The 13,904-nt window shown below is 65.7% G+C and carries 11 protein-coding genes; 4 read left to right on the forward strand and 7 right to left on the reverse strand.

Annotated elements, in window-relative coordinates; all coding sequences use genetic code 11:
- Positions 1-26: 26 nt before the first annotated feature.
- Positions 27-1,121, reverse strand: coding sequence for a Rieske 2Fe-2S domain-containing protein (locus tag HLH25_RS06140; protein WP_375288957.1), 1,095 nt, complete (start codon positions 1,119-1,121; stop codon positions 27-29).
- 537 nt (positions 1,122-1,658) lie between these two features.
- Between HLH25_RS06140 and HLH25_RS06145 the strand changes: the two genes are divergently transcribed.
- Positions 1,659-2,450 (forward strand): class I SAM-dependent methyltransferase, encoded by a 792-nt coding sequence (locus HLH25_RS06145; protein ID WP_220791703.1) that lies wholly within the window; start codon positions 1,659-1,661, stop codon positions 2,448-2,450.
- Positions 2,451-2,607: 157 nt separating this feature from the next.
- Here the strand turns inward: HLH25_RS06145 and HLH25_RS06150 are convergent, their stop codons facing one another.
- Positions 2,608-3,519: a LysR family transcriptional regulator gene (locus tag HLH25_RS06150; RefSeq protein ID WP_182973227.1), complete on the reverse strand. Its 912-nt coding sequence runs from the start codon at positions 3,517-3,519 to the stop codon at positions 2,608-2,610.
- Positions 3,520-3,689: 170 nt separating this feature from the next.
- Between HLH25_RS06150 and HLH25_RS06155 the strand changes: the two genes are divergently transcribed.
- Positions 3,690-4,301 carry an FMN-dependent NADH-azoreductase gene (locus tag HLH25_RS06155; RefSeq protein ID WP_182973228.1) on the forward strand — a complete coding sequence of 204 codons (612 nt, stop codon included), beginning with the start codon at positions 3,690-3,692 and terminating at the stop codon, positions 4,299-4,301.
- 274 nt (positions 4,302-4,575) lie between these two features.
- Here the strand turns inward: HLH25_RS06155 and HLH25_RS06160 are convergent, their stop codons facing one another.
- The 4 genes from HLH25_RS06160 to pdxA form a co-directional block, all read right to left on the reverse strand.
- Positions 4,576-6,699 carry a prolyl oligopeptidase family serine peptidase gene (locus HLH25_RS06160; RefSeq protein WP_343065489.1) on the reverse strand — a complete coding sequence of 708 codons (2,124 nt, stop codon included), beginning with the start codon at positions 6,697-6,699 and terminating at the stop codon, positions 4,576-4,578.
- A gap of 99 nt (positions 6,700-6,798) precedes the next feature.
- A complete protein-coding gene (locus tag HLH25_RS06165; protein WP_182973229.1) occupies positions 6,799-7,161 on the reverse strand; it encodes a cupin domain-containing protein in 363 nt (120 codons plus the stop codon).
- 14 nt (positions 7,162-7,175) lie between these two features.
- Positions 7,176-7,871: a 4-hydroxythreonine-4-phosphate dehydrogenase gene (locus HLH25_RS06170; RefSeq protein ID WP_182973230.1), complete on the reverse strand. Its 696-nt coding sequence runs from the start codon at positions 7,869-7,871 to the stop codon at positions 7,176-7,178.
- Positions 7,868-8,881, reverse strand: a complete 1,014-nt coding sequence (gene pdxA, locus HLH25_RS06175) for a 4-hydroxythreonine-4-phosphate dehydrogenase PdxA (RefSeq protein ID WP_246401509.1) — start codon at positions 8,879-8,881, stop codon at positions 7,868-7,870. The genes HLH25_RS06170 and pdxA overlap by 4 nt, the downstream gene beginning before the upstream one ends.
- 63 nt (positions 8,882-8,944) lie before the next feature.
- Here pdxA and HLH25_RS06180 point away from each other — a divergent pair, with 63 nt between their 5' ends.
- Entirely contained in the window at positions 8,945-9,829 is an 885-nt protein-coding gene (locus HLH25_RS06180) for a LysR family transcriptional regulator (RefSeq protein WP_182973231.1), read from the forward strand.
- Between the two features lie 78 nt (positions 9,830-9,907).
- Here the strand turns inward: HLH25_RS06180 and HLH25_RS06185 are convergent, their stop codons facing one another.
- Positions 9,908-11,206 carry a DEAD/DEAH box helicase gene (locus HLH25_RS06185; protein ID WP_182973232.1) on the reverse strand — a complete coding sequence of 433 codons (1,299 nt, stop codon included), beginning with the start codon at positions 11,204-11,206 and terminating at the stop codon, positions 9,908-9,910.
- Positions 11,207-11,383: 177 nt separating this feature from the next.
- On the opposite strand from HLH25_RS06185, the gene HLH25_RS06190 reads away from it, so the two are divergent.
- Entirely contained in the window at positions 11,384-13,900 is a 2,517-nt protein-coding gene (locus HLH25_RS06190) for an excinuclease ABC subunit UvrA (RefSeq protein WP_182973233.1), read from the forward strand.
- The last annotated feature ends 4 nt before the right edge of the window (positions 13,901-13,904 follow it).

Below are 13,904 nucleotides of genomic sequence, written 5' to 3' on the forward strand. Positions count from 1 at the left end.
GGGCATCACGGAGAAGGGCATACGGCCTATCGCTGCGCGGGCTGCCCCGGCTGGCCGCATCGCGACAGCAGCGCGCGCAGGTGGTTGACCACGGGGAAGACCTCGCGGTTGCGGTCGCCGCCCTGGGCGTCCCACGCCTGCTGCTCCAGTTCCACCACCTCGCGGTCTTCCTCGAAGATCCGGTTGGTGAACACCGCCAGCGCCGGCCAGATCAGGTCGATCAGGAACGGAATCTTCGGCCGCCGCACCGACAGCAGGCCGAAGGCGCGGCTGGTGCGCTGGTCGGCGCTCTGCGGCACGTAGGCCACCCACAGATCCATCATCAGGTCGCCGTCCTTGTCGACGATATTCAGCGTCTGGTACGGATATTCGGTTCGTACCGTCACCACTTCCTCGACCGGCTGCTCCTTGCCCTTCAGGTCGCGATGGCGGCCGAAGATCAGGGCTTCGGCCAGCGGCTGGCGGGTGTCGGTACGGCCGAAGCTGTAGCGGGCCTCGACGAAATTCTCGCCCCGGTCCTGGCCCAGGAAGCGGGCGCGGATCTGCCCCATCTGGCGGCGATGCAGGAACTGATGGTTCATGTCCATCAGGTTCTCGTGCATGAAGGTGTAGTGGCAGGCCACGCGGGGGCCGAACTGCCGCGTGCGGTATTCCGGATCGCCGACATGCGCCAGCCTGGGCATCGGCACCGAATCGGCCAGCGCCGGGTCGCCGGGGAAGACGAAGATCAGGCCGCCCGCCTCGCGGCAGGGATAGGTGCGCACGCCGTTGGGCAGCTTGCCCTTGCCCAGATAGGGCACGTCGATGCACCGGCCCGAGCGGCCATAGGCCCAGCCGTGATAGCAGCACTGCACCGCCTGGCCCTTCACCGTACCCTTGCTCAGCGGCACCTGCCGGTGGGCGCAGCGATCCTCCAGCGCGAAGACCGCGCCTTCGGTGGGGCGGACGAGGGCGATCGGCAGGCCGGCATAGCGCACGCCGATGGTCTTGCCGGTCTTGAGTTCATGCGACCAGGCCACGGGGTACCAGAAATCGGGATCGCAATCGACCGTGCGCAGGTCGGGGCTCCCGAGGCTGATGTCCGTGTCACGCTCGGTGATGGTGATCTGGTCCATGCTCATGTCCGTTCCGGTTTCTTTCCTGATCGCGCATTGTCCTCCCTCGGCAACGTCCCTGTCTCGCCCCAGTTATGAAACCGAGCCTTGCAGGAAACGAAACGGCAGGCTCTTCCCCGCTTGACACGATGCATAGCTCTCAGGCGGTTTCCGTGGTCGCGGCCATGTCCTTGCCCTGGGGCCGCGCCAGGCCGGCCGCATGGTGCGCCATGACAGCCTCGCCCGTTCCGCCGGCATGATCAATCCCGTCTCTGTCAGGCCCGGCGCCATTTATCAGGTTTCGCCGTCGAAATACCATGCGCCGGCCATGCGCCGGAACGATGGGGCACGCAGGCCGTTGAAACCGTTGGCGCCGCCCGCTGCCCGGCGGGTGGTTCGCTATCAGGGGGCTGGTGCGCATTCCCGGTCTTTCGCCTGTTCCCGATCGGTTTTATGCTCTCGGGCAGGATCTTCCGGTTCCGCCTTCGCGCCTCCGGGAAGTTGACACAGGCGGCAGACCGGCTGCCGGCGCGCCATGGTGGCGCGGGTATGGAGAAACAAGGCATGGCCGTTCGCAGTCTTCTTCTGACCGTCATGGTGGGCGCGAGCGTCGCAGCCGCCGCCATCGCGCCGGCCTACGCCCAGTCGCCTCTCTATCAGGGCCGGCGCGGCGGTGCGGTCGGGATCGCCGCTGCCGTCGCCAGCAAGGATCGGCCGGACGAGGACGTGGCCAGCGACAAGAACCGCAAGCCCGCCAGCCTGCTGGCCTTCGCCGGCCTGAAGCGTGGTATGAACGTCGCCGACATCATGCCGGGCAAGGGCTATTTCACGCGCCTGTTCAGCAACGTGGTCGGTGGCGAGGGGCATGTCTGGGCCATCGTGCCAGCCGGGCTGGTGGCGAAGAAGCCCACGGCGGCGGATGCGGTGAAGGCCACCGCCGCGATGCCGGTATTCTCCAATGTCTCGGTCCTGATCCAGCCGCTGGACGCGATTCAGGTGCCCAAGCGGCTCGACCTCGTCTGGACGGCGCAGAATTATCACGATGTCTATTACGGCGCCGGCGTCGATGCCGCGTTGGCGTTCGACAAATCGGTATTCGCAGCATTGCGTCCGGGCGGCGTGTTCATCGTGATCGACCATGTGGCCAATCCGGGCGCGGATGCCGATGTGGCGAAGCTGCACCGGATCGATCCGGCGATCATCCGCCGGCAGGTCGAGGCGGCGGGTTTCCATTTCGAAAGTGAGAGCAAGGTGCTCGTCAATCCGGACGATAACCACGACCTGCCGGTGTTCGATCCCGCGATCCGGGGCCGTACCGATCAGGTCGTGCTGAAATTCCGCAAGCCGGCGCACTGATGCGTGCTCGGGCTTTCCTGCCAGAGCATTGCCACCGAAAACCGGTTCGGTGGAAATGTTCTGGTCCAAGCCCGAGCCCTGTCGGGCCGCCAAATTCTCGGTGCGTGGCTGCCGCAGTTTTTTGCGCGGTAGCGATATTGGCTTTTCGACGTTCGAATTACTGATTGGCTGTTCCACCTGGGCAGAGCTTTAGTCTGTCGACGAGCCAGCGGCCGGCAGGCCCCGGCGGCTCGGCCGTGGGATAAACGACCGTCATGGGCATATTGGCTCCCCCCTGGGAGATGTCCTCGACGCGGAGTTCGACCAGTCGGCCGCTTTCGATATCGGCGCGAACGGTATGAAAGGGCATGCCGCCCCAACCCAACCCCCCGAGCAGAAAGTGATGTTTGGCGTAGAGATCCGCGAGCCTCCATGTCAGGGGAGACATGACGCCGCGCTCCCGCCCCGCGGATAGCGTGGTCCGGTCGGCCAGCACGAGCTGGACGTGGCGTGCCAGTTCCTCGCGGGGAATGACACCGTCGAACTGTGCCAGAGGGTGGTCGCGAGAGGCCACCATCATGAAGCGGATACCCCCCAGCGCCTCGCTGGACATAGAGCTGGGAAGATCGGGGAGCGGGCCTGCAATGCCGATACCGGCCCTTCCATCGAGAAGAGGCTGAAAGACACCGCCAAGAGCTTCGACGTACAGCCGCAAGGGCGTGTGCGGAAATGTCTCGCGGAACCCGGTCGCCACGGCTGTCACACGGTCCATCGGGAAGAATACATCGACCACGACCGACAATTCGGGCTCCAGCCCCGATGACATGCCTTTGGCCCGCGCCTTCATGAAATCCACACCCGAAACCACGCCGCGCGCATCGGCCAGCAGCACCCGACCGGCGGCCGTCAGTTGCGGGTAACGGCCGGTCCGATCGAACAGCACGATCCCCATCTGCATCTCAAGAGTGGCGATCATCTCGCTGACCGCCGATTGCGACCGGTGCAGCAGCCGCGCCGCCGCCGAGAAGCTGCCTTCATCACTCGCGGCAATGAATGTGCGCAGTTGATCCAGCGATACACCATCCAGCATGGAGCCTCTCTTCGATCCATCGTTCTGTCCGATATTATATATCGGAATATAGCGGCTTTATAGGTGGGTTCATCCATGAGACACGCTGGATCATGTTCGGAGCAATCAGAGACCTGTTCTCAGGGCGCAACAGAAAATCCCTGTCCCCTTCTTCCACGGAGACGACCACGATGAAGATCCTGCATATTGATTCCAGCATTCTCGGACATTATTCGGTCAGCCGGCAGCTTTCCGCGGAAACCGTCGCGCGACACAAGGCAGCGCACCCGGATGCCACCGTCATCTATCGGGATCTCGCTATCGATCCAGTGCCTTATCTGACCGGCGCGCATATGGCGGCGCTACAGGGGAAGCCGGTCACGGATACCGCGCTCGCCGACGATCTGGCGATCGGCGACGGGCATATCAATGATCTCCTGGCAGCCGACATCGTCGTTATCGGCGTTCCGATGTATAATTTTTCCCTTCCCGCCCAGCTCAAATCCTGGATCGACCGTGTGGTCGTAGCGGGCAAGACGTTCCGGTACGGTGCGTCGGGGCCTGAAGGTCTCCTTCCGCAGGGCAAGAAGGCGTTCCTGATCTCGACGCGTGGCGGGATCTATACCGGGGACAGCCCGGCCGCGATGCTGGATCATCAGGAAAAATATCTCGCCGCCGTCCTGGCCTTCATCGGTCTCACAGATGTCACCTGGATACGTGCCGAAGGACTGGCTCTGGGGCAGGACGCAAAAGACGCCACCATCGTGCAGGCGCAGGGTGAAATCGCCCGTCTTCAGGGCTGAACAGCGTTTTATCCAACGGGAGGAATCTCTCCACGACCCAACGTCATTTCGCCCGTGGTGCTTCCATGGTGAAGCTGGCCGATAGCGCATCCTTCCACTCGCGTGAAAACAACGCACCGTCAAATCCCGCGCCTTAACAGGCGTGTCGGACGCTGGGTCACAAACCATCGGTCGATCTATCGCGTGCGCCGGGGCCGAACATAAGCCGGGGTCGAACAAAAAACGGGGCTCCGCAGGAGCCCCGCTTTTCGTATCGTGTTCCGCCGTTCGCGGGTCAGCGCGTCCTGCCAAGTTGTGACCACAGATAGGCGTAGCTGAGTGCCTGTGTCTGGGCGACTTCCTTCTGGCTGGCACCAAAGCCGTGACCACCCGCGACCTGCTCCCAGTAGTAGTAAGGCAGCTTCATCTCGCTCATCCGCCAGGCAAATCGCCGGGCATGGACCGGACCGACGCGGTCGTCCTTGGTGGTCGTCTCGATAAACGGCACCGGATACTTCACCCCTTCCTTCAGGTTCTGAAGCGGGGAAATGCTGCGCAGGAACGCCTTCTGTTCGGGAATGGAGACGGTGCCGTACTCCCCGACCCACGATGCCCCAGCCGACATGTGCTCGTAATTCATCATGTCCAGCAGCGGCACTTCGATATCGACGGCTTTCCAGTAATCGGGATGCTGGGTGAATTCCACGCCCATCAGCAGCCCGCCATTCGACCCACCCTGGATGGCAAGGTGCTGAGGCGACGTCACCTTGCGCTCCATCAGATCCTTCGCCACCGCGGCAAAATCGTCATAGATGCGCTGGCGGTTCGTCTTCAGGCCCGCGTCATGCCATGCCGGCCCGAACTCGCCACCGCCGCGGATATTGGCCAGCACATAGACCCCCCCGCGGGCGAGCCAGTTGTTGCCGATGCCCGCCGAGTAGAACGGAAACAGCGGAACCTCGAAACCACCATAGGCATAAAGCAGCGTCGGGTTCGTCCCATCCAGCGGCATAGTCTTGCGATGGACAATGAAATACGGAATGTCCGTCCCGTCCTTCGAGCGCGCTTCGTGCTGCTCGACCGTCATGTCCGAGGCATCGAACTGGGCGGGCAACGTGCGGATTTTCTGAACCGACGCCAGGTCGCTGTTGATCTCCCACAGCGTCGTGGGCGTCAGAAACCCCGACGAGGTGGCGTAAGCGAAGGGCGAGTCCTCATCCGTGCTGATCAGATCGACCGACATGTTCTGCGGTAACGGAAGATCCCGATGCGTAAAATCCGTGCCATTGGCGGCAGGCGTGTAGATGACGATCTTGCCGCGCACATTGTCATACAGCGTGACGATCAGATGACCACGGCTCGTGGACGCGCCTTCGATCACCTGCCCCGCCGTCGGGGCCAGCAGAAGCTGCGGCGCCGGATTCTTCGCCGCAGGGTCGACCAGTACGAGCGACCCCTTGGTGAATGTCTGGCCGTTTACCGCCCAGTCCTCATCCAGAAGAACGACAAGCCGCGCATTGAACAGCGCCGAAACGCTGGATTTCAGCGGCAGGGCAAGCGAAGTGGTCTGTCCGTCACGATAGAGGAACGTCCGCGAGGCGAACGCATCCAGCCCCTCACGGATCAGCACGACCTGATGGCCCGCGCCGTCATGCAGCACTTCGGGGCCGACCTCGACATCCTTCCTGTTTCCCGCAAAGACGGTCTGCGCCTGGTCGAGAGACTGGCCGCGCTTCAGGATTTTGACGATATACGGGTAAGAAGACTCCGTCAGGTCGTCCGCGCTCCAGGGATAGCTGACCAGCAAACTGTCGCGATCAAGCCAGGATGAATCCTGTTTGGCATGCGGCAGGGAAAACCCGCCTTCGACGAACTGGCCGGTTCTGAGGTCGAATTCGCGGACGGTGCTGGCATCCTCGCCGCCATCGGAGAGGTGCAGAAGGCAAAGGTTCTGCTGGGAATGCAGGCAATCAATACCCTTATAGACCCAGTTGCGCTTTTCTTTCGCCGCCAGCGCATCGAGGTCGAGGGCGACCGTCCATTCCGGATGATCGGTCGCAAAAGAGTCCGCCGTCGTGCGGCGCAGAATGCCCCGCAGATGGTGCTCGTCGCGCCAGAAATTATAAACCATCCCGTCCATCTGCATCGGCATGGCCAGACGGTCATGCGTCTGAAGCAGCTTCAGCGAGGTATCATACAGCCCCTTGTACAGCGGGCCATGACCCAGCAGGTCCAGCGTGCGGGCATTCTGGGCTTTCACCCAGCCCATGGCCCGCGCACCATTGATGTCGTTCAGCCATGCCGGAATGGTGTCGGGCAGATCGGCGGCATGCACGGGCATGGCCGAAGGCGTCAGCAGGCTTGCGCCCAGAAGTGCGACCAGCGTGCCGCGACCGAAAATCCTGAATGGTGCCACCACGAAGCGTCCCTGAATGTTACAGTGTAACTGTTTCATTGCAGCAGACAAACCGCAAGGGGCGCGGAGCGCGGAGACGAAATGGCGGCATCCCGCCCGCGCTCATAGCGGCGAGGGCGCCTGCACGGTGCGGTCGTTGATCACATTGCCCGTATTGAGGGTCGTATTCGGTTCCAGCAGGACGACATGGCATTCGTCGCCCAGGGCCTCGGGACAATGCTCCACGCCATGCGGCACGATCAGGAATTCGCCGACTGCGACATCGATGACACGATCCCGGAAATGCATGCGCAATGTCCCCGATACGACCAGGAACAGTTCGTCCTCATGTTCGTGATGATGCCAGTCGAACATTCCCTTGAATTTCGCCAGCTTGATCTGGGAGGCGTTGATGTCGCCCGCCACGCGGGGGCTCCAGTACTCGGAAAACGTCGCGAACGCCTGCGTCAGGTTTATCTTTTCCATCGGATGCGTCTCCATCATGCTTTGGACAGGATCGTTGTGGACAGGATAGTCTGGATACAGCCGATCTGCCCCGCCAGATCAGCCGATGCCGGAAACGCGCCGTCGAAGGCCGCCGTGCCGACCGTGAAGCCGGCGGCACCCGCCAAGGCCGCCGCCCTGATCCGCTCCGCCCGGTCGAGCGACCCGGCGACAATGACGGGCTTGTCCGCCACGGCGCGGCACACCCGCCGCATCAGGGCCGGCACGTCTCCCGCGAAGCGATAGGCCAGCAGATCCAGCCCATGCACGCCCGGTCGCGCTGCCAGGGCGACGGCGCTGCGCACGATCTCGGCTTCGGTCCCTTCGAGAACGCTCGGATGCCCGTTGATCCGGCCGGGAAACGGATAGTAGCGGATCGCCGTGCCATCCAGCAGCCGCAGCACGTCATCCACATGCGTGCCGCCCAGAAGATAATCGACACCCAGGGCGATCCCGGCCCGCACCGCACGAAGCTCGCTCTCGCGATCGCGCGAGACCACTTCAAGATAAATCCTGGCCCCCGCCTGCCGGATCGCGCGTGCAAGGACCTGGAGCCCCGCAAACGGCAGCCCGATATCCTTGAACCCGATATGGCGGACACCGGCGGTCCGGACGGTCTCCACCAGGTCGGCCGCGTTCTCCACCGTCCGGTCGTGGCGGGTCAGCATGAAGATGAAATCGGGCGGGATCATGCGGCGGCTCCGGTCAGGCGAAGGGCGTAATCGAACGCCGTTTCCAGGCTGGACGGATCGGCGACGCCCCGTCCCGCGATCGCGAAGGCGGTGCCGTGATCGGGGCTGGTGCGCACGAAGGGCAGGCCGAGCGTGATGTTCACCCCCTGCGCGAGACCCATATATTTCACCGGAATCAGTCCCTGGTCGTGATATTGCGCCACCACGACATCGAAATGCTTCGCGCGCGCCTGCATGAACACGGTGTCCCCCGGCCACGGGCCGGAGGCATCCAAGCCCTCGCTGCGCGCCTGCGCGATGGCGGGCGCGATGATGCGGGCTTCCTCGTCACCGAACAGACCGCCTTCCCCGGCATGGGGATTAAGGCCCGCCACCGCAATGCGCGGACAGGCGACGCCCAACGCCCGCGCGCCCGCATGGGCCAGCCGGATCGCCGTCATCTGCGCGGGAAAATCGGCGCGACGGATCGCCTCGCTCAGCGCACAATGGATGGTCACCAGCACGACGCGGATGTCCTCGTTCGCCAGCATCATGGCGACATCCGCGCCACCGGCCTGCGCGGCAAGGATTTCCGTATGGCCCGGATAGCGCACCCCGGCGGCGGCAAGGGCTTCCTTGTGGATCGGCGCGGTAACGACGCCGCCAACCACCCCCGCCTTCGCCAACCCGATCGCGGACAGGATCGCCGCATAGGCGGCCCGGCCGCTTTCGGCGCTGACCCGCCCCACGGGCGGCAGGGCCACGCAGTCCGAGGACGCCAGCACGTTCAACACCCCATCCCCGAACCGGGCCTCGTCCGGCCTGGCCACCCGGCGCACCCGCGCGGCCGGGTCCAGCGCGGTCAGCGCATGGTCCATCACCATCGGGTCACCGATGACGATCCAGCGCCGCCGCGCCGGTCGCCGCAGGAACATCCGGGCCACGATCTCCGGCCCGATGCCGGCGGGGTCGCCCATCGTGACGGCGAGCGGCCGGGCAGGGGAAGCATTCTCGATCATGATGGTGAGCATAACGGAACGCTCCGGCAGGAAAATCGATATGAACTGACCCGTTCCGGTGATAAAAACTGACCAATGAAGCGGTCCGACATCCCCTCGCTGGACGATCTGCGTGCGTTCGAGGCCGTCACGCGCCTCGGCGCGGTGCGGGCGGCGGCGGCGGAACTGGCCCTGACCCACGGCGCGGTCAGCCGCCGGGTTTCCAAACTCGCCGCCGAACTGCATGTGCGCCTGCTGGAGCCGGACGGACGCGGCGTGCGGCCGACCAGGGCGGGCGAGCGCCTGGCCCAGGCCACGAGCGACGCGCTGCGGGGGATCGCGGCGGCACTGGCCGAAATTCGCTCGGCCTCCGGCGCGCAGCCGATCGTCCTGTCCTGCGAGCGGTCATTGGCGATGCGCTGGCTGATCCCGCGCCTGTCCGACTTCCAGGATCGCCATCCCGGCATCGACGTGCATCTTTCAACGGGCGGCGGCGCGCTGGATTTCGCGCGGGAGCGCATCACGCTGGCGATCCGGCGCCTCGATTTCCCGCTCGCTCCCGACTGGACGGTGACGACGCTGGTGCCGGAAGCGGTCGGGCCGGTCATGCGCCCCGACATGGCGCGGCGGTTCGCGGACGCGGACTACCTGGCGCTCGGGTCGCGCACCCGTCCCGAGGCATGGAAGAACTGGCTGGCCTCCCGGCCCGACATGTCCGCGCCGCGCGAAATCCGCCTGTACGACCATCATTTCATGATGCTGGAAGCCGCCGCCAGCGGCCTGGGCGTCGCCCTGTCCCCCCGCATCATCGCGGTGGACGATGTCGCGAACGGGCGCCTGCTGGCACCGGCCGGGTTCACCGCCGACGGAACGGCGTACGGGCTGATCCGACCCAGGGACGCATTGGTAACGAACAGTCTGAAAATACTCGAACAATGGCTTGTGCGGCAGGCGGAGCACCCGATCCGGCCCGCCCCCTGACCCGCAACGCCGCCACAGCGCGCGGCCGGGGAGCACAAGCCCCCCTGAATCCCCCCGCGCGCCCCCGATCCGGCGCGATCAGGCGTCCTCGCGCACCGTCCCGGCCATTGCCGCCGCCCGCGCGGCGTTCTTCTCTTCCTCGGTCCAGACCTTGCGCTCGCGCTTCTGCTGCGGCTTGACCTGCTTGACCGGCCCACCCCCCAGCACGGGCGGCCGCATGGTCGAATGCCGTGCCTCTTCCGAATGCCACGGATGGTCGTCCCGCACGATCAGGGCGCGCCCGATCTCCCGCTCCACATCGCGCAGCCACGCCCGCTGCTCGGCATCGCACAGCGTGATGGCAAAGCCGTTGCGGCCGGCGCGGCCGGTGCGGCCGATGCGATGGACATAGCTTTCCGGCAGGCTCGGCAGGTCATGGTTGAACACATGCGTGACCGTATCGACATCGATGCCGCGCGCCGCGATATCCGTCGCCACCAGAACCTGCGCGGTGCCGGCGCGGAAGGCATCCAGCGCGCGTTCCCGCTGGCCCTGCGACTTGTTGCCGTGCAGCGCCTCGGCGGTGATGCCCGCCTCGGTGATGAAGGCGCAGACTTCGTTGGCGATGTTCTTCTGCAAGGTAAAGACCACGGCCTGGCCCATCCCCGGCGTCCGCAGCAATGCCAGCAGCGCCGCCTTCTTGTCGGCCGCATCGACGAACATGACCGACTGCTCGATCCGCTCGACGGTGGTCGAGGGCGGGGCGATCTCGACCTTCGCCGGATCGCGCAGCAGGCTTTCCGCCAGCGCGGCGATGGATTTCGGCATCGTCGCCGAAAACAGCACGGTATGCCGATCCTGCGGCAGCGTCGCGACGATCCGCTCGATCGGCTTGGCGAAGCCCATGTCGAGCATCTGGTCGGCCTCATCCAGCACCAGCGCCTCAAGCTGCGACAGGTCGCAGAGCCCCTGCGTGATCAGGTCCAGCAACCGCCCCGGCGTGGCCACGATGATATCCACGCCGGCCGCCAGCGCGTTGATCTGATGAAACTGGCTGACACCGCCGAAAATCGTCGTCACGCTGGGCTGCTGATAGCGCCCGAAGCTTCCGAACCCATCGGCGATCTGCGAAACGAGTTCGCGCGTGGGCGCCAGGACCAGCACGCGCGCACCCCCCTTGGGCGCGGGGCGCGGGTTCGCGGCAAGCCGATGCAGCAGCGGCAGCGCGAAAGAGGCGGTCTTGCCCGTGCCGGTCTGGGCCATGCCCAGCAGGTCCCGCCCTTCCAGCAGCAGCGGAATCGACTGCGCCTGGATCGGGGTCGGAGAGACATATCCTTCCTCGGCCAGCGCGCTCAGCAGGGTCGGCGCCAGGGAGAGATCGGCAAACGTCATGGACATGGTCGAGCGGCGCCTCCGGCGCTGAAGTAAGGCTGCGCCTGTTCGGGCATCGCTGGTTCGGGAAGCCGGAGTTTTACGGGCGATGCCCCATCGCGTCAACGCGCGGCGGCACAGCCCGCGTTTCGCCAGAACGCCCCCAATGGGCTAGATATGTCTCTCCACCCGCCGGAGAGCCGCATGTCCCAGACGCCATCGCCCCACGAGATGATTCGCGTTCGCGGCGCGCGGGAGCATAATCTCGATAATGTCGATGTGGACCTGCCGCGCGACCGGCTGGTCGTCGTCACGGGCGTCTCGGGCTCCGGCAAATCCTCGCTGGCCTTCGGGACGATCTATGCCGAGGCCCAGCGCCGCTATCTGGAATCCGTCTCGCCCTACGCGCGGCGACTGTTCGACCAGATGCCGGTGCCGGTCGTCGCCGCCATCGAAGGGCTTCCTCCGGCGGTCGCCCTCCAGCAGCAGCGGGGCGGCAGCAGCAGCCGGTCCAGCGTCGGCAGCCTGACCACGCTCTCCAACCTGCTGCGGATGCTCTATTCCCGCGCCGGCACCTACCCGCCCGGCCTGTCGCGGCTGGAAGCGGAATCCTTCTCCCCCAACACGCCCATGGGCGCCTGCCCGACCTGTCACGGTCTGGGCCGCGTCTATGATGTCACGGAAAAGACCCTGGTCCCCGACGACGGCCTGAGCATCCGCGATCGCGCCGTGGCCGCATGGCCCACCGCCTGGCAGGGGCAGAATCTGCGCGACATCCTGATCACGCGCGGCGTGGATGTCGATCGTCCGTGGCGCGACCTGCCGAAGGAAACCCGCGACTGGATTCTGTTCACCGAAGAAACCCCGACCGAGCCCGTCTATCCGGGGCGCACGCACGCGCAGGTGCAGGACGCCATCCGGCGCGGCATTCCGGCGGACTATAACGGCACGTTCAGCGGGGCGCGGCGCTACGTGCTGCACACCTTCACGCAATCGCAGAGCGAAAAGATGCGCCGGCGGGCCGCATCGTTCATGCTGTCCACCCCCTGTCCGTCCTGCCACGGCCAGCGGTTGAACCCCGATGCCCTGCGCGTGACATTCGACGGGCTGAACATCGCCGCCTTCGCGAACCGCCCGCTGGAAGACATCGCGTCCGCCCTGCGCACCTCCGCCAGAACATTGGAAAGCGGCCAGGACGCGACCGCGGTCGCTGCGCGAGGCATGGTCGAGGCCATGATCGAGCGCATCGGCGTGCTGCTCGATCTCGGGCTGGGCTATCTCCAGCTCGACCGGGGCGTGCAGACCCTCTCTCCCGGCGAATACCAGCGCCTCCGCCTGGGCACGCAGATCCGCTCCAACCTGTTCGGCGTGGTCTATGTGCTCGACGAGCCGAGTTCCGGCCTGCACCCCGCCGACACGCAGGCCCTCCTGCGCGCGCTGGACGGCCTGCGCGCGGCCGGCAATTCCCTGATCGTGGTGGAGCATAATCCCGATGTGATCCACCGGGCGGAATGGCTGGTCGATGTCGGCCCCGACGCGGGCGAGCGCGGCGGGCGCATCCTGTATAGCGGCCTCCCCGACGGCCTGCGGAACGTCAAGGCATCGCGCACCCGCCCCTATCTGTTCGATGCGGTGCCCCCCCGCACCACGCCGGTGCGCCAGCCGGGCGGACAGTTGAAACTGACCGATATCTGCTGGAACAATCTGGACCATTTGTCCCTCACGCTTCCCCTCGGCGTCCTGGTGTCGGTCACGGGCGTCTCGGGCTCGGGCAAATCCAGCCTCGTCGGGCAGGCGCTGGTGTCGATCATGGCGCGCGCCCTGGGCCAGACGATGGAGATCGACCCCGAGGAAGACAGCACGGACGACGCCCCCCCGCCGGAACGGCGCGAACCGACCGGCACGGTTTCCGGCGGCACCGGCCCGGTCAAACGCATGGTCATGATCGACCAGAAGCCGATCGGCCGCACCCCGCGCTCCAACCCGGCCACCTATACCGGCCTGTTCGATACGATCCGCCGCCTGTTCGCCGAAACGCCCGAAGCGAAACAGCAGAGTTTCGATGCGGGATGGTTCTCCTTCAACGTCGCCAAGGGACGATGCCCGCGCTGCGAGGGCGTGGGCACGGTGGATGTGGAACTGCTGTTCCTGCCCACGGTGCAGACGCCCTGTCCGGTCTGCCACGGCAGCCGGTACAAGGCCGAGGTGCTGGAAATCCGCTGGAACGGACACAGCATTGCGGATGTGCTGGGCCTGAGCATCGACGAAGCGTGCGCTGTTTTCGCCGATGTGCCGGCTCTGGCCAGGGGGTTCGAGACGCTGCGCCGGGGCGGCCTGGGCTATCTGCGGCTGGGCCAGTCGGCGACCACGCTGTCGGGCGGCGAGGCCCAGCGCATCAAGCTCGCGACCGAGCTTCAGAAACAGCGCGGCGGCCACATCCTGTATGTTCTCGACGAGCCGACCACCGGCCTGCACCCGGCGGATGTGGACCGGCTGATGCGCCAGCTTCAGGCGCTGGTCGACCAGGGCAATACGGTGGTGCTGGCCGAGCACGACATGCGGGTCGCGGCGGCCAGCGACTGGGTCATCGACCTCGGCCCCGGCGCCGGCCGCCGGGGCGGCACCATCGTCGCCGCCGGCCCCCCCGCGCAGATCGCGGCCTCGGAACGCAGCGTCACCGCGCCATTCCTGCGCCGCTATGCCCGCCCCGACGAACCATGAAGGG

Origin of the sequence: Gluconacetobacter dulcium (assembly GCF_014174165.1) — a bacterium.
In the GTDB taxonomy this organism is placed as follows: domain Bacteria; phylum Pseudomonadota; class Alphaproteobacteria; order Acetobacterales; family Acetobacteraceae; genus Gluconacetobacter; species Gluconacetobacter dulcium.